Genomic DNA, 20,075 nt, shown 5'->3' with positions numbered 1-20,075 from the left:
GTTGTTTGTAAGATAATATTTTAGTTTTCCTATCATACCAATTATTGTTTTGTTATTTGTTTATTACTGCAAGCAGTTTTGAAGTTAATTTTTAACGACACCCATGCCAAAACGTTCTTACATGCCTAACACTTCTTGTCTATTTGAGGAAGCGCGAAACCCAGTATTTGCTTTTGAATAGTTTCAACTATTTTCAAGGTTCTGATTAATTTAGGAATATTAGGGTTCGAAAGGAGGATTGACTAGGTTTAATACAATGTAGAAATGTCTTTAAAGAATTAATCGCACTTTACTCCTATTTTTTTTACCAATTCACTAATTTGACCTAAGTGCTCCTTTCTCACTTCATCTATTGCTAAAGTTCCGCCTAGAATTAACATTTCTTTATGCTGAAAGCGTGTTCCAAGTCTGTCCTCAAGCATAACTTTTTCCATGCTCTGAGCAATACCAATTTCCTCTAAAAACTTATTAGGATGTCCGGCAGTACAGATCACTATTCCCTGCTTAATTATTTTCATCTTTGGCAGCTCTGCTACGTGGCCATAAGCATAACCAAGGCAATAAACTCTATCAAACCAGCCTTTCATCATTGCAGGACAATCGCTCCACCAAACAGGATAAAGGAAGATAATACAATCCGCATTTTCTATTTTTCGATGCTCTTCGAGCACATCATTGGGAATAGACAATTTGATATTGTTCCCCCCTTCCCGCTGGTATTCTTCTACGGTCAGATTACTCTGAAAATTGTTAGCATACAAATCGGAAACTTCAATAAAACAGTTCTCAGAAATCAACATCTTTTTTAAGTGATTATATATATCAAATGTATACGACAGATTACTAGGATGGCAGTAAACAATTAAAATATTCATAATAACAGTATTGTTTTTTCCTTCTAAGGATTACAAGATAATATATAAAGATTTCTGAAGCAAAGAATAAGTAACTGCTACCTAAACCACACTCAAACAATACCAGCACACTGCATCACACTTAAAATGAAATAATTATAAATTAATCTCATATAAATATAATATTTTACAACTAGTATCAAAAAAAACACGTAGCTTAATACAGCTGGAAGTTGGAATCATATCGTATTTTTTTAATCTTATAAATTTAAAAAATGAGAATTGCTCTATTTGGCACGCACAAAGTAGGTAAAACCACCTTAGCAGAAGAGCTGCTAGAAAAGCTTCCCGGGTATACACTGGAAGTAGAACCTTACTATCAGCTGGAATCATCGGGGCATGAATTCCTTGAAGAACCCACTGCCGAAGATTTCGTTGAACAATTTAACTACTCCGCCCAGCTAATTTCACAAAGCGGAGACAATGTAATATTCGATAGATGTGTACTCGACATCTTAGCTTATCTGTATATTCTTGATCCAAAGAAAAATATTCAGTTCCTTTTTGAAAAGACCTTTGCTATATTGGCCGAAATTGATCTTTTGGTGTTTGTCCCCATTGAAGAACCCGATTTGATACCTTGCCACAAGTCGGATCTACCCAAACTTAGATCTAAAGTTAATGATTTACTCCGCGATTGGATTGACGACTTTGGTATACAAGCTATTGAAGTAAACGGCCCATTATCGAGTCGTAATAACCAGATACATGCAAAAATTAAATCCTGAGATGTTAGATTTTTATATTATTGATGATAAACAAGTAAAACCAGATTTCCCTGAAAAGGCAGGATTGGTTTTCGCTGGACAACTTGAAGAAAAAACTTTCAGCAGTCTTCAGCGAAAAGGCATAATCGCCACACGATTTGACTATTATACGGATTTCAGGCTGGATACTGCTCTGATTAAACAAATTGAGCAAATTATACTAAACAAGGGACTCCAAATGGATACTGACATAAATAGCTTCATCCAAATACTTGACATTGCAAGTAACAAACAAAGTGGTTTAATTGCCTATAGTGATTAAACATATCTTTTGCATGAAGCGCGGTCCCTCCTTCGCTAAAACGGATCGTTTGAGCTCCCTATAAAGTTCATAAACTCAATTTTGGGCTCAACAGCAAGGTTTTTATCTCTTTGTTCCTGAAAAAGGACAAAGCTCGGTATTCTCAGCAATTGATCCTGTATCTCTTTATTCTTATATTGGGAAATATGTACGAAAGTATTGCTTTCACCACCCTGCAAAATAGTATACAGGAATTGTGTTCCATCTAACTTCCTGAAATCTTTGAGAAAGCTTTCAATCATTTTTTTATTCATGTGTACATAGTCATCATGGACACTATAGGTTACTTTAACAACGATCATTTCTTTTATTAATTTATGTTTATAAATGCACAGCGGAATTTTCAATGCGCAAAGGGAGCTTCTCGATTTCACGTAAACTGACAGTCGAAGAAAGCCTTTGTGAATTGGACAACAAGATATGAAAAATTTGGGTCATTGGATCTCGGAATGTACAATCTATAAGCATTAAAATGCCGGCAGCTGAGTGTACCAGCAATAAAAATTGTGAATCCCCATAAACGATTCGGTACATCACAAAAAATGAGACTAACCATCGGGATTTTGATACGATTTGATCAAATTTAAACCTGTTATTTCATTATTTTCAGCCATTCATTCAATAACATTTATAAACAGTTAGCAAGTCCATAGACATCTTCGAAATACAATCAGAAGCCATGAACAATAAAAACCTTTCTACAAAGCCACACTATCCCATTTTAGACGGACTACGAGGCGTCGCTGCGATTATCGTTGTAACCTTTCATCTCACGGAGCCATTGGGAACAGGACATCTCGATATCTTGGTCAACCATGGCTATTTGGCCGTTGATTTTTTCTTCCTTTTATCTGGATTTGTAATCGGCTATGCCTATGATGATCGCTGGCATAAAATGTCTATTGGTACCTTCTTTAAACGCCGTATTGAACGCCTTCAGCCGATGGTTATATTAGGTATGACTCTTGGCGCAATAGGCTTTTATTTTACAGATTCTACAATCTGGCCACTTATTCACACCGTTCCGCTCTGGAAAATGCTTTTGGTCATGCTCATTGGTTATACGATTCTTCCAGTTCCCCTCTCTTTGGATATTCGAGGCTGGCAGGAAATGCATCCGCTCAATAGTGTCGGTTGGTCATTGTTTTTTGAATATATTGCCAATATGCTATATGCCATCGGTATTCGCAAACTATCCAAAACAGGGTTAAGCATTTTGGTCTTTATTGCAGCTGTGGCACTCGCCCATTTGGCGATCACAAGTCCTACTGGAGATGTTAGCGGTGGCTGGACATTAAATGCTGAACAAGTGCGGATAGGAATCACCCGCACCATGTACCCTTTTTTTGCGGGACTCCTGCTATCCAGAATAACGAGCCCGAGCCGTATCCGACATGCTTTTTTATACTGTAGTATTTTAATCGCCATTGTATTGTATATGCCTCGTATAGGTGGAGCAGAACAGCTCTGGATGAACGGGATATATGAGTCGGTATGTATTATCATTGTATTCCCCCTGATCGTTTACCTGGGGACAAGCAGCATATCAAGCAGCAGATTAGAAAACAAGCTTTGTAAATTTCTGGGTGACATCTCGTACCCGCTATACCTCGTACACTACCCTTTCGTCTATTTTTATGTTGCCTGGATCAGCAACAATAAGGATATGACGCTTATAAAAGCTTTGCCTTATGCCCTATTGATTTTGGTAGGAAGTATTACAATGGCCTATGTAAGCTTGAAATGGTATGACGAACCTGTCCGCAAATGGCTCAGAAAGAAACTGGGTTAATGTATAAAAAATTTGCCGGCATAAGAGGCAACCGCTAAAAATAGTGCTATTCAATACACCTGTTTAACGTTTCAGTATTCTTCGAATAGCTTGTTGTTCATGCCGTAACAACAAATTAAGTTCGTCGGGACTAACAGTCGACTTTGCAGCAATAAACAATACATTTGGGTAGTCAATGAGTTTTTCTTGCAATAATTTCGCTCGCTTCATGTGAAAATCTGAGGTAATCACGATGAAGAGATCCGGAGAGATCTTTTTGATGATCTCTTTTGATAGCATAAAATCTTCGTCAGTATTTGTGGATAGTACACATGGAAGTAAATCTTTCTCCGCGACACCTCTTTCCATAAGATAAGCTTGAGCATAAGCGCCATGCGGCTTTTCTGTCCGATTGAAATGTTCACCCATGCCGCCGGTACACAAAATTGTAGTCCCTTCATTATGACAATAGAAATTATAGGCACATTCATTTCTATCTAATGCCATAACGCTGAGATTCCCCTGCTCATCATTGGGTGCGCCCAACAATAATATCAGGTTTTTAATTTTTTCCATACGATTTAAATATTCATACAATCAAATGTAATAAGACCTGGATGAAAAGCAAGTAAGAAGTCGGTTAAATTTTATCCAGCCATTATTAACTCTCAACCATTTCATGCTCAAATAAATTAAAATGTTACAAAACATTTTTCAAAGTTGATTAATCAATCGATTGACTAAACTAATTGTGATAAAAGTTTATTTTTTTACACACCAATAAAAGATGCCTTATTTATATTTATTGATACACAATATAAACCATTATGAGAAAACTTTTAAATCTAATGCTTGCAACCCTCGCTTTAGGGGCTGCATCCTGTAACAAGACCTTGGTAAATACCGAAGAAAGTGTCGAAACTCTAAAAGCAAAAACATCAACTAGCTCGGTAACAAATGAATGGAACAGTAATCCCTACAAGCTGAACGTCATCTATTTTGTTCCAAATGATGTGGATTCCATTCCCAACTTCAGAAAGCGTCTTAGCAAGATCCTGTTGGACGCCCAAAATATGTTTGCAAATAATATGGATCGCGAAGGCTTCGGCAGAAAATCCTTCGGATTGGATCTGCTCAATGACAGCCTGATTAATATCCATTACATCGCTGGAAAATATGGCAAAGCTACTTATCCGTACTCAGGGGGCAGCGGCGCTGTGAAAGCCGAAGTGGACAGCTATTTTAATCAAAATCCGTCAGGAAAAAAAAGCGAGCACAATCTAATCATTATTCCAACCTACAATACAGATCCAGCTAATCCGGGAGGCCCTCCATTCTATGGCACAGGTACCAGCTGCTACGCATTAGATTATGTAAATCTGGACGCCAAAAACTTAGGAATAGGCGGTGATATTGGATGGAAAGCAACTGTATGGATAGGTGGAATGATTCACGAACTGGGCCATGGCTTAAATGCCAGCCACAACAGAATGAACAAAACGTTAGCGCCAGCTTTAGGTACGGCATTGATGGGTTCGGGCAATTCAACCTATGGAATCTCTACAACTTCTTTGACCAGTACCACAGCAGCAACATTTAACAATAGCCAAGTATTCAGCTCTGTGGTAAGAACTGACTGGTACGCATCCGCATCTGCAGAAATAACATCCTTGTCATCAAGCTTTGTGAACAATAAGATTATCGTTTCCGGGAAATTTACAACAACAAAACCGGTCAATGACATTGTTGTTTGGCATGATAGGGAGCCATTTGGAGTGAATAACGATTATGATGCCGTACAATGGTCGACAAAAATAATTGGACAGGATAGTTTTCGATTTGAGTGCCCATTAGCTGATTTTTATGATCTGACAGGGAATTACGAAATGAGAATAGGATTTCTCCATGTCAATGGAAGCCGTACCACCTTAGGATACGCCTATAACTTCGTTAACAATATACCCGATTTATCGAAGGTTGTGACCTATAAACTGTTACCGACAACAGGTTGGTCAATTGTAGCTAGCGATAGTAATGAGCCTGGATCACCAGCCAGCAATGTATTGGATATGAATAGAAGTACGGTCTGGCATACTCCGTGGTCGTCCACTCAAACCCCGCAGCCACATTTCTTTTCCGTCAATATGGGTGCATTACGCACCGTGAAAGGTATTGCTTTCCGTAACCGCGATAATTTAAATGGAGCGATGAAAGATGTCAATATTTACTCAAGTACAAATGGTGTAAGTTGGACCTTGATCAAAACGACACAATTGAGCAAAGTCGCGGGCTCCTGGATCAATGTCGACCTTACTACATCCGTTAGCACCCAATACCTTAAAATAGAGTCGACAAGTTCTTGGGGTGATTTCTTCTATTCTCATCTTGCAGATTTTGGTGCATATTAAAACTTAGATCGATAGAATAAACGGCCGGTATAACAAATAGTACCGGCCTTTTTTAGCTTTGATCAACACCGAATAAGTGAGATTCATAATTGAGGGTAGCAAATAATTTTATATTTTTAGTAGATCATACTGACTTTGACTTATCAATAAGCTAGAAAAAACGATCGAAATAATCACTTATCACTAAAATTAGGATGAATAGACAAGAACTGATCAAAACTTTTTCTGACAACCACCATACGGTTATTGCCTATATCCAGGCATTACCTGAGCCCCATTTTTCATATCGTAATCATGAAAAATGGACGGCTGGTCAGCAGCTAAAACATATTCTCTTAACGCTTCTACCATTTCCAAAGGTACTTCAGTCAAAAGATTATATAGCCCAAAAATTCGGATCCCTGCAACGCGCAACCTGGGACTACGACACGGTGCGTAACAATTATCTCAAAACAAGCCGGCAGGCCCCAAGTCAATTTTTGCCTGAAGAAATCCTGCCCGCACAGAAAGAGGGGCTGATTGCGCAACTGGAAGAAGTATTGGCTAAAATCAATCAGCTATTTGTACTGTACAATGAAGAGGAGCTCGATAGCCTTGTTTTACCACATCCTTTGCTCGGCAAACTCAGTATTCGCGAAATGTTTTTTCTGATGAGCTATCATCCCTTACACCACCTGAATCAAATCAAGGAAAACTTGGTCTCATTCAATCAATGAGCTACACTTTATTTATCAGCTTTTCATCGAATCAGTGTTAACGGTACTGTCTATTCTCTTGTATGGACCATATCATATAAATCAAAGCCTTCAGCCCAATAGTCTTTATGGATTTCCCTTAGTATAAAACCATTTTTCTTATAAAATCCGAACGTGAATTGAGAGGTACCGACTTCGATCTTTTCAACCTGATGATGGGTGTACAGAAAGTCAATACGGTGATGCAATAGATTTTTTCCAAAACCAAATCCGTGATATTTTGGATTTAAAAAACTCCAGCTCAAAAAACCTATGCGCTCATCATCAGAAAAACCTACTCCACCGCCACCAATAATTTGCCCGTTAACCAGCGCAACAAAATACGTCTCCATTTCCTGGTCAAGATATTCTGTGAAATCGGCAACCTCGCTCTGTGCAAAGTACTTCGGTATATTCATATGAAGAATATCGATCAGCTTATTTCTGTCCTGAACATCATATTTCCTAATTTCCAAATACTTATCCATAATTGGTATGATTACAAATCCCTGTCTATTGTTAACTTACATCTCCTATAAAGTTTATTAAATATAATAATAATTTAGTGTGTTTTTATTGCGCTATTTCCAGCCCTACCGATTGGCCGTATTTTTCCTAAAAAACATTAAAAACCATCGCTATTGGCTTGATTTTTGATTAATTTTACGGTCGCACTGCGGTAAGCAGATAATCATTAAATACCCAATATGCAAAAACCTCAAAAGGATATTCCGATTTTTTTTGAAGCATTAAATCAGATGCCGATTGCAACGGCGATTTATGATAATTCGAACCTCAATATCGCATTCGCCAACTCGCGAATGCTAAATATGTGGCGTACAGAGAACGAAATATTTGGACATTCCTTTGGAGAGGTTTTTCCGGTTTTTACCCAAGAAGGGTTTACAGATATACTCCGTAATGTCTGGGAAAGCGGCGTCACCTACAAGGCATTTGAAACCCCTGCAACGATCATTGACCGTGATTTCAAGATCAAACGCTATTTTGATTTTGAATACAAACCCCTCTTTGATAAGCGTGGCCGAACTTATTCCATCCTCCACACAGCCACAGATGTCACGCATAAGATACACGAAGAGAAACTTGAAGATCAAGAAAATATAACAATCAATCCCGCAACCAACCTGCGCATGATATCCTATACGCTATCACATGATGCTAAAAATCCTTTGGCTCTTGCTAAATTGGGTATAGGTGTACTAAAAGAACATTTGGATATGCAGTCCAATAGACGGCTCGAATTGTATGATGTCATTGATCAATCAGTTGAAAACATTGCTGATATTATCGACAAAACGGTCGAACTGAGTCTTGCTCCAATTAATAGACTACGGAAACAACCTGTTCGTTTAGATCTTACATTGCCCAATTGGTGCCGGGAAGCGAAATTACTATACCGTAGCCCACATACTGAACTTATCTTTGGTGACCTTTTTCCAGTAAACAGTGATCAAAATGCAATCTACCAAATCTTTACAAACTTGATCAACAATGCGGTCAAATACTCTTCGGCCAATAAGAAAGCAGCGGTGCATATCTATAGTGAAAAAGTAACGAACGGTGTATTATATATCATCAAAGACAATGGTATCGGTATTCCCCAGCATGAACTCGAAAATATACGCATGGAAAGACTCCGTGGTTCAAATTCAACGGATTATCAGGGAAAAGGCATTGGGCTGTTTATCGTTCAGGAAATTCTTGAAAGACTCAAAGCGCAGATGGCCATCTTCAGTAAGGAGAACCAAGGGACCGAAATCCGTCTATTTTTTCCAAATTAATCGAGCGACCTAGCTCTTTTATCTTCCTTTGATGGCAAATTTTGTCAATCTTATTCTGCTTTCAAGAAAAATCATTGTTGGACTCCTGATTTATGGCTAATTTTGAGTGTTTAGAAATTGTAAGCAAAATCAGACACGTCTCTATGAATCATTTTCGTAAATATTGGAAACTATTTTCCCATATTGGTGCACATCCGGGCATGTCATACATCGATTTCAAACGTGTGCACATGATAAATTTGATTGCATTGTTATGTTTATTTCCGACAATTTTCTTTTCAATCCTCAATCTTATCGACCACCGCTATGTTTTATCGGCGATTAATTTCTCCAATTCTATATGTTCGTTTACGGTCCTTCTGCTTCAATATTATGGGAAACACAATATCGCTAAGGCAACTCTATTGATAAGTAATTCTGTGTTTTTCTTCGCTGGGGCACTACTTTATAAAAATGGCGGCGAATATTTTCTATTGTGCACATTGATTGTCTCGATGTTGATGTATGACAACCGAAAGATCCATATAGTCCTTTGTATTACGGTAGCTTTCCTGATTTTACTGTTATATCTGCTTCCTGATATACTTCCCCTGAGTCAGCAAGTTCCACGATCCAGATCTGTTTTCAATATTATCAATGCGCTTGCTTTTATGGTCGTTGCGGTCAACTTTTTTCTTGATATCATCTATAAGAATATGAAAAAAATTGAGCAGCAACGCCTCAACTTAGAATCCATGAATCGGGACAAAGAAAAAATTTTTTCTATTATCGCGCACGACATCAAAAGCCCTTTTGCCAACCTGGAAGCACTGATATTTATGTTTCGTAATCAGATGCTCGATAGTACGGCATCCCAGGAATATATCCAACAGATCTATCAGCAGATTACACAGCAGAATCAAGCTTTGGATGATTTGCTACAATGGGGCAGCAGCAGTATGCAAGGTATGAATACCAAAGCATCACCCCAATTAATCAAACCTATGATACAACAAATTATTAAAGTTTTTAATGAGAATACACAATCTAAACAACTAAAAATCAATATTAATATACCAAACAACACGCAGATAATTGCCAATCGGGATCATACCATTATTATTTTACGCAACTTGATTAGCAATGCGATCAAATTCAGCTATGTAAATGGGAATATCAACATCTACACCAGCGTGGATGAAACCTATACACATATTCATATTCAGGATGAAGGAATAGGAATTAACCCCTTGAAGTCTGCTGCACTTTTTAATGAAATTCAGCAAAAGTCCTTTGGCACTGAAGACGAGCCCGGATCGGGTGTGGGCCTTGTCTTATGCAAGGATCTTATTGAACGAAACAAAGGTATTGTGAACATCCAAAGTACACCCAATAAGGGATCCGTTTTTACAGTTGGATTGCCATCCTGCCCCAGCCATAAGCAGCAAACCAAGATCGAAGTTCCTACATGCTGTTAACCCAAATATAGGTTTAGAAAATTTTTGATGAGATTATTTATGGTAGAAAAACTTTGTGTACTTCAATATAGGTTCATTTTTGTAGATTTACTCCTAATACACATTGACGCAAAGGAAATATGGAAGCAAATGCCAATTATGTATATAAAATCATCGACACACCAGTTGGCCCTATACACTTAATCGCTACCGAAAAGGGACTTTCAGGTTTAGTTTGGGCGGACAAGGATTATATCCGCACAAAACTTCCTACAGCAACCTACAATGAAGAGACTCCCGTTTTAATACAGACGGAACTGCAGCTGAATGAGTACTTTGCAAAAAAAAGACAGATATTTGATATTCCGCTTGATTTTCAGGGAACAGCCTTTCAGATCAAGGTCTGGAAAATGCTTTTAGGTGTTCCCTATGGTACAACCAGGACTTACGGTCAACTGGCGCAGCAACTTGGCGACAGCAAAGCCGTCCGGGCCGTTGGTGGCGCGTTGAATAAAAATCCTATCGCTATCATTGCCCCTTGCCATAGGATAGTTGGCACCTCGGGCAAGCTCGTTGGCTTTGCCGGAGGCATTCGCAATAAGTCTATCCTGCTTGACCTTGAACAACAATATCGGACCCCGACACTATTCGGTCTTTAACGCTGACTATTAGCCTTAGAGTATGTTATTCCTGCGGAATAACAATCATTTCAGGGAATCTTTGAATTGCCGATGAAGAGAAAAAAAAATGCATCTCCGCTTTTGTAATTAAAACTATATCTTTATAAAAAGAATTACACGGTCACTATGATAGAGAATACGTTTGGAATGGATATAATGCCTGAAAATGAACATGACAGACTGAATGCCCTCAGACGCTATAAAATAACTGGAACCCCTTCTGAAGCCAGCTTTGATGGAATTGCAAAATTAGCCACACAAATCTTCAATGCCCCTATTGCATTACTCTCACTGGTCGATGCAGAATCTGTCTATTTCAAAGCAAATATTGGCATGGGCACTACAAAGGAAACGAACCGAGGGCAAAGCTTGTGTAGTCTAGCTATTCTGGACAAGAAAGTAACGGTCTTTGAAGATACACTGAAAGAAGATATTCTACTGACCAATCCAAATGTAATTGGAGATTTTGGACTACGGTTTTACGCAGGTGCACCACTTATTACCCATGATGGTTTTATGATCGGTTCGCTGTGCGTCATCGACAAACATCCACGCGTTTTCACTACAGCAGATCGACAGATATTAGAAGGTCTTGCACGGACCGCAATGGACCAAATCGAGCTTCGAAGTTCTTCCATAGATAAAATTGATGAGCTTGAGGGTGTCAATATTACCATGGCAACCATGCAACAACGGCTGCTCGAACTTAATGACGAGATGGAACTTGCCAATGATGAACTTTATCGTACCAATAGCCAGCTCAACAAATCCTATGATTTGACAGTGCTGCTCAACAAAAACCTCAAAAAAAGTGAACGTCGATTCAGATCCTTTATAGATAAGGCCCCAATAGCATTTGCGATTTTAACAGGTCGTGAATTAGTCATTGAAGTTGCCAATGATATGATGCTCAAACTCTGGCACAAAACAGAAATCATTCTTGGCAAACCACTTGAGCAAGCACTTCCCGAATTACAGGGACAGCCTTATTTGGGAATATTGGATGATGTCTTTACTACTGGCCAAAATTATATTGGAGACACTGCCTACGCAAGACTTGAGTCTATGGGAGTATTGGGCGATCATTATTTTGATTTCACCTATGAGCCGTTGAAGAATGATGAAGGTGAAACGGAGTCTATTATTGTCATCGCCAATGAGGTTACGGAGCGTATCAAAAGAAACGAACACCTTGAAGCCCTCAACTATCAGCTGGAAATTGCACTAAAAGCTGGTGAACTCGGTTCTTACAATCGCGATATAAGAACAGGTAAAATGGACTGCTCGGAAACCTGTAAACTCAATTTTGGCCTCACTAAAAACGATCGCTTTGACTATGACGTCCTCATGCAAAGCATCGTCCCTGAGCACCGCGAAATGGTCTATCAAAAAGTTCTGGATGCTATCCAGAACAAGACCACTTATCACGCTGAATATCTCATACGTTGGCCTGATGGATCGTTGCATTGGATCAATGCGTCGGGTCTTCCCAAATACGATGCAGAAGGTAATGCGACTCACCTCATTGGTGTAGTGGCGGATATCACAAAACGGAAAAATTATGAGTCTCAAAAAGATGATTTCTTGGGTATTGCCAGCCATGAACTAAAGACGCCCGTCACGGGATTAAAGGGAACAATTCAACTGCTGGAACGATTCAAGGACAAAACTGGAAGTGACATCATTTCAAGACTTATTGATCAGTCTGCTGTCAATATCAAAAAGATCGTTACTCTTGTTGACGACCTGCTCAATATGCATCGAATCAGTGAAGGGCAGCTTCATCTCGAAAAAACAACCTTCAAGGCATCGAAGATACTTACCTCCAGTTGTCACAATATCATATCCCAAGGCAACCATCAAGTTAATATTACCGGCGATCTCGATGCAGATATCTTTGCCGACGAACAACGTCTAGAACAAGTCCTTGTCAATTTTGTCAATAATGCCGTTAAATATGCTCCAGAATCGAGAGAAATCAATATTACGGTTGAACAGTTGCAAGATCGTATCAAAATAACCGTCAAAGATCAAGGTGAAGGTATTAATCCGGCAGTACAGCCATTTATTTTTGATCGATATTATAGAGCTAATCACGAAGGCAAATCCTACTCGGGGCTTGGACTGGGGCTCTATATTTCCGCTGAAATAATCAAAAAACACGCGGGTCAGATAGGAGTTGATAGCACCGTGGGTTTGGGCAGCAGTTTCTGGTTTTCCATCCCACTCCCGACAGCAGAAAAATAAACACAAAAGAGCCGGTTTTTACCCGGCTCTTTACTATCAAATCATACGTGCTTATTGACAGACTGCTTACACTTACGTGTAATAGTCCGGCATTTGAAAATAGACTTAGGCTATCTCCTCAACCGTCGCATCAGGCGCATTCTTCTTGACAGATTCAATGCCATTTTCCATACCACTTGCGCTTTCATACATCTCGCTGGTTCCAATAATTTGGCCATTGGTAGCCTTGAGGTTGAAGTAGTGCTTACCGTTCGTAGAAGTTTTACGATCAAATTTGTTATCGTCCTGAGCGTTCTTTTTTACAGATTCAACGCCATTTAAGCAGTTTGCTTTAGTTGTATAACCTTCACTGCTTAAAATCACCTGTCCGTTTCCAGCTTTTAGATTAAACTGGAATTCTCCATTTTTCCGTGTTTTTACTTCAAATTTACCCATTTTCTCAATTAATTAAATAAATATGTGGTTATCGGAATTAACTTCCATACTAAAGATAATACTTTTCAATGTTTTTATTGTAAAACAACGATTAATTTTTTTATTATCAATAAGGCACATACTTCCTATACATCTGTACTAACAGATTCAACGCCACAGTACGCAAGACAGTTTAATCTCTTAAAGCGGTTAAATCTTGTGTAGGAGCCGGCAAATTCAGATCACTTATCGCCGTATACACAGATTCATCGATTTTAAAACCCCATTTTCTAAAAAAATCCGAAAGATCTTTTTGTGCAATCTGACATGCCGACAGCATAAAATAGCGCATTTTCTCTGCGTCTGTTGAAACTGTGGGTCTGTTCTCGCGGGTAGTTTTGCTAAGTTTGATGTAGAAATCATCACCAAACCCTAGCCAAAGCTGATGAAACATAATCATTTTCAAATCATTATCTCCTGAATTAAAGTTGCGGTCCGCGATGTTTTTCTGAAAGTAAGTCGTCAATTTAGGCCAGGAATTATTGGCAGTCACCCGGCTTACCGGCAATCTAAATCCCCTTTCACTGGCTAGAGAATAGACATTCACGGTTGTTTCTGTCAGATTGCCCCAGGTCCAAGCTTTTTGTTGATAGGTATGCCCTACTTCATGCCATATTCCCCATCCATTTGTATTGGACAAGTATTTTGGCTGCAACATATGATAAGATAAAGCATCGGTAAAATAAATAGAAATACCGGCAGCCATATAACCACCTGCACTCGAATCTCTCACGGTAATCAGGTGTTTATTATATGGTATGGCATGGACTCCACTCGTACCATTCAAACCACTTATACTATTGGAAAAACCAATAATTGAATCCAGTCTATCCACAATAAGCTGTTGATCTTCGTTCTTATACAATAGCGCATCGGCAATTTTGGTTACCATAATGGTGTGATCTGACGAGAAGACGACATCCGGCACGGTATTTTTCAACGAATCCAATGTAGCTACCCATTTCTCATGGGTGGTAATTCCCTTTTGAAAGTAAGGCACCGGGATAAAGCCATTGCCAAAAGAAAGCTCTATTTCTCCAGTTGTTGTGTAGTTATCAGCTGTATAAATCACATAAACCAAGCCCCCGTATTGGTCCACTGTGAACTTTTGCGTACCTGCCTGCAGATTGAAATACTGCCGCACTGGTCGAATATTGTCTCTAAAAGGCGTCCCGATCGCCAAGCGTGCTGCTGTCGTCCCCGAGTTGACTTTGACTTTTATCGTTATAGTACTGTTTGGCACTACATAAAATCCGGTCATTTGCATTTCATTATGATTTGCTCGAAACTGAAGTCTATCAGCCTCAGTTGCAGCCGAAGGACTTACTTTAAATCGTTGGACCGAATCCGCTATTGCTAAGGATTCTGCACTGGAATCGTTAAGTAAAGTGTACATTAAGCTACCATCCTTCCGGCAAGAAGTGGTCATAGCGATCACTAAAATCGTGATTAAGGAAAACAGGGTCTTTCTCATAATTTTTAAATAAAGTTTATAATTTGTATTAATTGTCAACACTTCTTTCCGATCACCCTTCAAAGCCTAAGCCGCTGTTTCGAAGTTTTTATTTTTCTGATCGATTTATGGTTCATCGAAACTTGAAAACCAGATGATCCATGCAAAGAATTCACTTCACCTTCAGCAAAGTATTTTAGTTCATAATCTAAAAGCAAGATATAATATATTGTACGGAAAAATAATCAACCACTCCACATCAAACGTTTGCACAATCAACGAAAACCTTTTCGCTTTGATAAATTTCAAATAATTATAAAGAAAATCTGTTTTAAAAAAATGACAAGAAACGAGTAACACCCCTATTCTCTACTGCTATAGAAGCTAGATGTTATTCAAACTAATTACACAACCCCAACGTTATTCCCTCGAACACCACATCATAAAGGACTAACATGGCAGCACATGATCATCACAACTGTTACCATCAATAACATTATATATCATTCTCTTGATGCAGAATAATCATTACGTGAAGTCGAAAAACTCCAAAAAAAACAGTATAACCAAAAGTTATAACACACCTGTTTCTATAATCAACTTTTAATACAGATAACAAACATAAACACCTACAATACAAAGAATAACGAAAAATAAAATCATAAAAAACAGCAGTCAAAAATTAAAATAAAAAAGGCGATTTCTCTGTTATTGGAATCAGGTTTTTACTCATCCGCCTATTTTTCCAGTGATAGTCTTCTGCAGGTTGGTTTTACCACAATCGGTGATAAAAAATTATAATTTTAAAAAGCGAATCGTTAAATTCGAAAAGTACACTATGAAATTAATACGCTAATTTTGCTTGCAATCAAACAAGATTGATGGAACACTTAACCTAAACTATAGCCCTAGACACTATAGTGCGGCAATAACGAGCGATTATCTTAAAACATGAAAAACAACATAAAGGAACAAAACGAAACGTTAAATCAATTGGATCAAAATTCAGCATTGCTAGCAGAACACCCCATTCTAGTAGAATTTAAAAACCTTATTCACCAGTATCCTCAGAATCACTGGGATCTCCAATTCTACTTGAAAAAGCTCAATATATCAAGAATAGCGTTACATCGATTGACGCTTTCAAGTAATGAAACTTCACCCAGCACGATCGTCAAGGAAATTGTTGCAAGTGAGATTGCCAAAAAACTAGCTTCTACGGAGATTCCGATTAAAGAGTTGACTTCGTATTATGGTTTTAGTTCATCAGCATCATTAACACGGTTTATAAAAAAGCATACTGGTCTTAGTCCGCGAAAATTTAGAGCATTAAACGCATTGGATTATATTTAGACTTGTCCAGCGACTATCTCTCATTTCGATGGTTAAAAATTGAATATCTTTAGGTAAACCTTTTTACGATGTTTCATGATACTCATGCATTTACCAACATTTAATATTGATTCAATAAGGCTGCACAGTGAATAAAAATCAAGATAGTGCAGCTACTGCTTTTTGATAAGCTTGTAATTATTCAGCGATTCGTCCTTTTGAACAGTATACTGATCTTTGAGTTGCATCACCCAACCCTCACCCTCTATTCGCTGTCCTTCGATTTTAGTAGGCCTACTAACGGTTATTTTATCCCAATTGGGCGCCATGAGCGCCCCACTTTTGACATCTAGAATCCCCCAGTTATCGGTGATCCTTATGGTTGGATAAACAGTTCCCAAATCTGTGATTGGGAGGATATTTCTCGGATCAAAAGACACATTCATTTTCTCAAATTTAATGGTCATAGGAGGCTGATCCACAAACAAGGAACGATATAATGCAATTTGCTTCTTTATTTTTTCCGCTCGTAATTGTTCTTCTGTGAATATCTGTTTTCCATTATACTCCGCTGTAATGGCTTTTACTGTTGCTGCAAGATCTTTCGGAAGTTCAATGTTCAATTCGCGCATAAAGAATACAGTTAAATCTGTATTTACTGAAATCTTTTGATTCCAAAGCGGATCCTTTAAACTCATTATATATCCATAGATGGGCGTGGTATTGTAGGCAAAAGACCTTACATAAGTGGGGTTCTTGAAAAATCTGTCTATTACATCAATGAAATGTTTTTTTGTTTTTTCTTTATCTCTCCCACTGATCATTACTCCGGTATACTCTGCAATCCCTTCATTAAGTTCCAATTGATTTTCAATATGGGCAGAGCCTGGAAAAAGTGAATTTCGATACTTCCGAAAAATCAAAGCATCCTTCAAGTGCATTCGTTGTTCATCTTGCGCGTCTGAACAAACCGCCTTTTTAAGCGCCTCCAATTCAAAACGTAAGTATATCCGTCCATTCTCTTGATCCAGATGGGTACTTTCGCTGTTATTTTGAACGAAGCCCAAAGCCGATTGTGCGGAATGAAACAATTCATGAGCCAACAAATTGATCCGTGCATAATAATCTTTAGATAAAGGCAACATAATCATCGCCCAAGTGCGGCCATTCCACGTTAAAGACGTATTGGCAATATTTACACTGTCGGGCAATTTACCAATATAGCTATTTTTATATTGCACAAACGAACTATCGGCACCAAAGTTATTACTAAATAGCTGTCGTGTCTGAGGCTCCACCAAAATAATATCACCATATAAATCCCTATTCCATAACGAATAACCAATTTTAGTTGCAGTTTTAATTTCACTAAAATATTGAACGATACTGTCTGGCTTTGTCTCCTTAGATTCTTGTCCAAGCGCTAATGCACTGAGCAAAAGATATAGAAACGTTATAGATATTTTCTTCATTAAACACTTGTGAAAACGGTTATAAATGATATTTTTTAGTTAAAAAGAGATTATTAGAATTTGACAAACATCTTCTTTTAAATCCCTAAAAATACATTATATCACTAAAATATCTATCATTAAACAAAAAAAGCACACTTAATATGTGTACTTTTTTGCTCAACATAGACTATGCTGTGTTTATACATCAATATAAAGACTCTTTGAACTACAAAGTCTCCTTGAGATATACTACTGATTCCAAGTTCAATCCATCGAGTCTGCTAATACCTGGTTGTTTTACAAATCCATTCTGTTCAAAAAGTCCGATCAACGAACTTCTTAAGGGTTCATTGATCCAAATCACGTCGTAGGTACTGCATACGGCAAGACATTTGTCCATTAATGATACCTCCATTTGCTGCAAAGCCTCATGCTGGCAGACACCGAAATCCGCGATTCGAATCACACGTTTACCTGCCAAGCCATCCGGCTTCTGCCCTTTCGAGGTTATTCTGGCATAACCCATCGGCTGATCGTTAGCATATACTACCAGCCATTGATTTGACATACTGTTTATTTCGTTGACAAGTGTTTTGGAATTAAAACTATCAGCAATGTAATTGTCTAGTTCAGCTGGCTCCACTAAGCTGCCGAATTTTTCTAGGGCTAGAGTTTTGGTGAGCATTGACAACGCTTCAATTCCCTGCTCTGTTGCTACCGTAAATTTTGTGACTATATTCATATGTGCATCTACTATTAAATACACAAATGTACATGCTATCACTTGCTATTATTCGATACACATTGTTCATTTAGCATCAGTACAGGCTCCCACATAAATAACGACCTATATGCTGGATCGCTTCTATTCGTTTAGCAGAAAACTTGTCCGCGATGACCAACCTAAAATAATGTTCAAAAGTATTCGCAAAAGAGAACGTATAGCCCGGCGTAAATCTTGCACCAATTTTTTCACACTGCGCGTAAAAATCCGCCATATCTGTACTTTTAGGCATTTTAACCCAAAGATTATACCCACCTGCAGGTGTGATCACTTTGGTTTTTTCAGGAAAACTGGAAGCGATTAGGTTGGTGGCCAGATAGGCATTTTTTGCCAGTTGCATCTTCAGTGAACGAATATGCCGATCGTAACTGCTGCTACCGATCAAACGGTTTACGGTCTCCTGATTCAGAGGAGAAACTGTACTGCCCAATGCAAACTTGATCTGTTCAGCATCTTTCAGAAATCGCCCTGTGCTTAACCAACCCAGCCGAATTCCAGGTGCCAGGGTTTTTGAATACGATGAATACGTCATGACCAATCCGCTTTCATCAAATTGTTTTAGTGTGGATGGTCTGCTCCCCTGAAAGTTCAGGTCTCCATAGATATCGTTCTCGATTACAGCAACATGATATTTATGAGCAATCGCCAATAAAGCAATTTTCTGTTCATCTGAGAGCAAAATACCTGTTGGATTATGAAAATTCGGTGTTAGGACGACTGCTTTTACAGCACTTCCTTGACACGCTTGTCTAAAAAAGTCTATATCAAAACCATCTTTAGTAAGAACAGGAATTTCAATAACGCGCAGCTTGAGCACCCGAATGACCTCCAATACAGAAAATACGCACGGACTTTCCACAGCAACAATATCTCCGGCTTCACATGCAGCAGCCAAGGCGATATACAAAGCCTGCAGGGCGCCATCTGTGATCAGCAGTTCATCTGCATGCAGTAAGGTCTGATAGGAGGCCGCACGCCTGATAATATTGTCCTTCAATTGTACCGAACCGTTAGATGGATAATAGCGTAGTAACCCTGCCCCTTGTTCCCGAATGACCTGCTGCATGGTCCGAAGTAAAAGTTTTTGCGGAACAAGAAGGTCCCCTGGGGCAGCAACATTAAATTCCGAAAAACCCCGCCCCACAGGTGACGCTGTTGTCAGACCAAGCCCTTGCTCAAAGACAGCATCCCTTACTACCGGTGGACGTCGACGCCCTTCCGGTTCTGCCAGCATTTCATTCTTCGCACTGACATAGTAGCCAGATTTCGGAACGCTCTCCACCAAACCAATAATCATAAGATACTCATAACCTGACTGAATAGTACTCATACTTAAACCGTAGTAATCTTTAAACTCGCGTACTGAAGGCAGCTTTTGCCCCGGTTTATAGACTCCTGATTTTATATTTTTCTCAATTGCTTGTGTAAAAATTTCAAATTTATAGCTCTTCATCTGTATTGATCACTTTTACCTATACTGTACCTGTATCTCAAATCTAATCAATCTAAATTTGTCTA

The 20,075-nt window shown here is 38.6% G+C and carries 19 protein-coding genes; 10 read left to right on the top strand and 9 right to left on the bottom strand.

Annotated elements, in window-relative coordinates; all coding sequences use genetic code 11:
- Positions 1–278: 278 nt before the first annotated feature.
- The gene (locus tag L1283_RS14000; RefSeq protein ID WP_088161714.1) at positions 279–875 is read right to left on the bottom strand and encodes an NAD(P)H-dependent oxidoreductase; all 597 of its coding nucleotides are present in this window, start codon (positions 873–875) and stop codon (positions 279–281) included.
- 254 nt (positions 876–1,129) lie between these two features.
- Here L1283_RS14000 and L1283_RS13995 point away from each other — a divergent pair, with 254 nt between their 5' ends.
- Together L1283_RS13995 and L1283_RS13990 are read left to right on the top strand one after the other, a co-directional pair.
- Entirely contained in the window at positions 1,130–1,642 is a 513-nt protein-coding gene (locus L1283_RS13995; RefSeq protein WP_088161715.1) for an AAA family ATPase, read from the top strand.
- Positions 1,623–1,943, top strand: coding sequence for a hypothetical protein (locus L1283_RS13990; protein ID WP_088161716.1), 321 nt, complete (start codon positions 1,623–1,625; stop codon positions 1,941–1,943). The genes L1283_RS13995 and L1283_RS13990 overlap by 20 nt, the downstream gene beginning before the upstream one ends.
- A gap of 35 nt (positions 1,944–1,978) precedes the next feature.
- Here L1283_RS13990 and L1283_RS13985 read toward each other — a convergent pair whose 3' ends face one another.
- Entirely contained in the window at positions 1,979–2,284 is a 306-nt protein-coding gene (locus L1283_RS13985; RefSeq protein ID WP_088161717.1) for a hypothetical protein, read from the bottom strand.
- Positions 2,285–2,661: 377 nt separating this feature from the next.
- Between L1283_RS13985 and L1283_RS13980 the strand changes: the two genes are divergently transcribed.
- Complete coding sequence (locus tag L1283_RS13980) at positions 2,662–3,774, top strand: acyltransferase family protein (protein ID WP_088161718.1); 1,113 nt, start codon at positions 2,662–2,664, stop codon at positions 3,772–3,774.
- 63 nt (positions 3,775–3,837) lie between these two features.
- On the opposite strand, the gene L1283_RS13975 is transcribed toward L1283_RS13980, so the two are convergent.
- Positions 3,838–4,329 carry a YdcF family protein gene (locus L1283_RS13975; protein WP_088161719.1) on the bottom strand — a complete coding sequence of 164 codons (492 nt, stop codon included), beginning with the start codon at positions 4,327–4,329 and terminating at the stop codon, positions 3,838–3,840.
- 251 nt (positions 4,330–4,580) lie between these two features.
- Here L1283_RS13975 and L1283_RS13970 point away from each other — a divergent pair, with 251 nt between their 5' ends.
- Entirely contained in the window at positions 4,581–6,161 is a 1,581-nt protein-coding gene (locus L1283_RS13970) for a discoidin domain-containing protein (protein WP_198385910.1), read from the top strand.
- 194 nt (positions 6,162–6,355) lie between these two features.
- On the top strand, positions 6,356–6,877 hold the full coding sequence (locus L1283_RS13965) for a DinB family protein (protein ID WP_088161720.1): 522 nt from the start codon (positions 6,356–6,358) through the stop codon (positions 6,875–6,877).
- A 50-nt stretch (positions 6,878–6,927) separates the two neighbouring features.
- Here the strand turns inward: L1283_RS13965 and L1283_RS13960 are convergent, their stop codons facing one another.
- Positions 6,928–7,383, bottom strand: a complete 456-nt coding sequence (locus L1283_RS13960; protein WP_075992798.1) for a GNAT family N-acetyltransferase — start codon at positions 7,381–7,383, stop codon at positions 6,928–6,930.
- Between the two features lie 219 nt (positions 7,384–7,602).
- Between L1283_RS13960 and L1283_RS13955 the strand changes: the two genes are divergently transcribed.
- The 4 genes from L1283_RS13955 to L1283_RS13940 all read left to right on the top strand — a co-directional run bounded on the left by L1283_RS13955 (position 7,603) and on the right by L1283_RS13940 (position 13,060).
- Complete coding sequence (locus tag L1283_RS13955) at positions 7,603–8,697, top strand: PAS domain-containing sensor histidine kinase (RefSeq protein ID WP_088161721.1); 1,095 nt, start codon at positions 7,603–7,605, stop codon at positions 8,695–8,697.
- A gap of 143 nt (positions 8,698–8,840) precedes the next feature.
- Entirely contained in the window at positions 8,841–10,154 is a 1,314-nt protein-coding gene (locus L1283_RS13950; protein ID WP_157698462.1) for a sensor histidine kinase, read from the top strand.
- Between the two features lie 119 nt (positions 10,155–10,273).
- Positions 10,274–10,792 carry a methylated-DNA--[protein]-cysteine S-methyltransferase gene (locus L1283_RS13945; protein ID WP_088161723.1) on the top strand — a complete coding sequence of 173 codons (519 nt, stop codon included), beginning with the start codon at positions 10,274–10,276 and terminating at the stop codon, positions 10,790–10,792.
- Positions 10,793–10,939: 147 nt separating this feature from the next.
- Positions 10,940–13,060, top strand: coding sequence for an ATP-binding protein (locus tag L1283_RS13940; protein ID WP_088161724.1), 2,121 nt, complete (start codon positions 10,940–10,942; stop codon positions 13,058–13,060).
- A gap of 105 nt (positions 13,061–13,165) precedes the next feature.
- Here the strand turns inward: L1283_RS13940 and L1283_RS13935 are convergent, their stop codons facing one another.
- Together L1283_RS13935 and L1283_RS13930 are read right to left on the bottom strand one after the other, a co-directional pair.
- Complete coding sequence (locus tag L1283_RS13935; protein ID WP_075992803.1) at positions 13,166–13,495, bottom strand: YegP family protein; 330 nt, start codon at positions 13,493–13,495, stop codon at positions 13,166–13,168.
- A 172-nt stretch (positions 13,496–13,667) separates the two neighbouring features.
- Positions 13,668–15,008, bottom strand: coding sequence for a M60 family metallopeptidase (locus L1283_RS13930; protein ID WP_429626268.1), 1,341 nt, complete (start codon positions 15,006–15,008; stop codon positions 13,668–13,670).
- Between the two features lie 930 nt (positions 15,009–15,938).
- Here L1283_RS13930 and L1283_RS13925 point away from each other — a divergent pair.
- Complete coding sequence (locus L1283_RS13925) at positions 15,939–16,340, top strand: helix-turn-helix domain-containing protein (RefSeq protein WP_145326836.1); 402 nt, start codon at positions 15,939–15,941, stop codon at positions 16,338–16,340.
- A gap of 152 nt (positions 16,341–16,492) precedes the next feature.
- Here the strand turns inward: L1283_RS13925 and L1283_RS13920 are convergent, their stop codons facing one another.
- The 3 genes from L1283_RS13920 to L1283_RS13910 all read right to left on the bottom strand — a co-directional run bounded on the left by L1283_RS13920 (position 16,493) and on the right by L1283_RS13910 (position 20,010).
- A complete protein-coding gene (locus L1283_RS13920) occupies positions 16,493–17,791 on the bottom strand; it encodes a hypothetical protein (protein WP_286848231.1) in 1,299 nt (432 codons plus the stop codon).
- A 208-nt stretch (positions 17,792–17,999) separates the two neighbouring features.
- Positions 18,000–18,515, bottom strand: coding sequence for an N-acetyltransferase (locus tag L1283_RS13915; protein ID WP_088161728.1), 516 nt, complete (start codon positions 18,513–18,515; stop codon positions 18,000–18,002).
- Positions 18,516–18,591: 76 nt separating this feature from the next.
- A complete protein-coding gene (locus tag L1283_RS13910; RefSeq protein WP_286848232.1) occupies positions 18,592–20,010 on the bottom strand; it encodes a PLP-dependent aminotransferase family protein in 1,419 nt (472 codons plus the stop codon).
- Positions 20,011–20,075 lie beyond the last annotated feature (65 nt).

The sequence above is a fragment of the Sphingobacterium sp. HSC-15S19 genome (assembly GCF_050433745.1).
Classification (GTDB): domain Bacteria; phylum Bacteroidota; class Bacteroidia; order Sphingobacteriales; family Sphingobacteriaceae; genus Sphingobacterium; species Sphingobacterium siyangense.
The sequence above is the reverse complement of the archived record's forward strand: the minus strand, read 5'-3'. Positions and strand labels throughout refer to the sequence as shown.

Coding starts and splice junctions, on each gene's coding strand:
- L1283_RS13995 (WP_088161715.1), top strand. CDS start 1,130: ATGAGAATTGCTCTATTTGGCACGCACAAAGTAGGTAAAACCACCTTA.
- L1283_RS13945 (WP_088161723.1), top strand. CDS start 10,274: ATGGAAGCAAATGCCAATTATGTATATAAAATCATCGACACACCAGTT.
- L1283_RS13955 (WP_088161721.1), top strand. CDS start 7,603: ATGCAAAAACCTCAAAAGGATATTCCGATTTTTTTTGAAGCATTAAAT.
- L1283_RS13960 (WP_075992798.1), bottom strand. CDS start 7,383: ATGGATAAGTATTTGGAAATTAGGAAATATGATGTTCAGGACAGAAAT.
- L1283_RS13920 (WP_286848231.1), bottom strand. CDS start 17,791: ATGAAGAAAATATCTATAACGTTTCTATATCTTTTGCTCAGTGCATTA.
- L1283_RS13930 (WP_429626268.1), bottom strand. CDS start 15,008: ATGAGAAAGACCCTGTTTTCCTTAATCACGATTTTAGTGATCGCTATG.
- L1283_RS13925 (WP_145326836.1), top strand. CDS start 15,939: ATGAAAAACAACATAAAGGAACAAAACGAAACGTTAAATCAATTGGAT.
- L1283_RS13970 (WP_198385910.1), top strand. CDS start 4,581: ATGAGAAAACTTTTAAATCTAATGCTTGCAACCCTCGCTTTAGGGGCT.
- L1283_RS13975 (WP_088161719.1), bottom strand. CDS start 4,329: ATGGAAAAAATTAAAAACCTGATATTATTGTTGGGCGCACCCAATGAT.
- L1283_RS13965 (WP_088161720.1), top strand. CDS start 6,356: ATGAATAGACAAGAACTGATCAAAACTTTTTCTGACAACCACCATACG.
- L1283_RS13950 (WP_157698462.1), top strand. CDS start 8,841: ATGAATCATTTTCGTAAATATTGGAAACTATTTTCCCATATTGGTGCA.
- L1283_RS13935 (WP_075992803.1), bottom strand. CDS start 13,495: ATGGGTAAATTTGAAGTAAAAACACGGAAAAATGGAGAATTCCAGTTT.
- L1283_RS13980 (WP_088161718.1), top strand. CDS start 2,662: ATGAACAATAAAAACCTTTCTACAAAGCCACACTATCCCATTTTAGAC.
- L1283_RS13915 (WP_088161728.1), bottom strand. CDS start 18,515: ATGAATATAGTCACAAAATTTACGGTAGCAACAGAGCAGGGAATTGAA.
- L1283_RS13990 (WP_088161716.1), top strand. CDS start 1,623: ATGCAAAAATTAAATCCTGAGATGTTAGATTTTTATATTATTGATGAT.
- L1283_RS13940 (WP_088161724.1), top strand. CDS start 10,940: ATGATAGAGAATACGTTTGGAATGGATATAATGCCTGAAAATGAACAT.
- L1283_RS13910 (WP_286848232.1), bottom strand. CDS start 20,010: ATGAAGAGCTATAAATTTGAAATTTTTACACAAGCAATTGAGAAAAAT.
- L1283_RS13985 (WP_088161717.1), bottom strand. CDS start 2,284: ATGATCGTTGTTAAAGTAACCTATAGTGTCCATGATGACTATGTACAC.
- L1283_RS14000 (WP_088161714.1), bottom strand. CDS start 875: ATGAATATTTTAATTGTTTACTGCCATCCTAGTAATCTGTCGTATACA.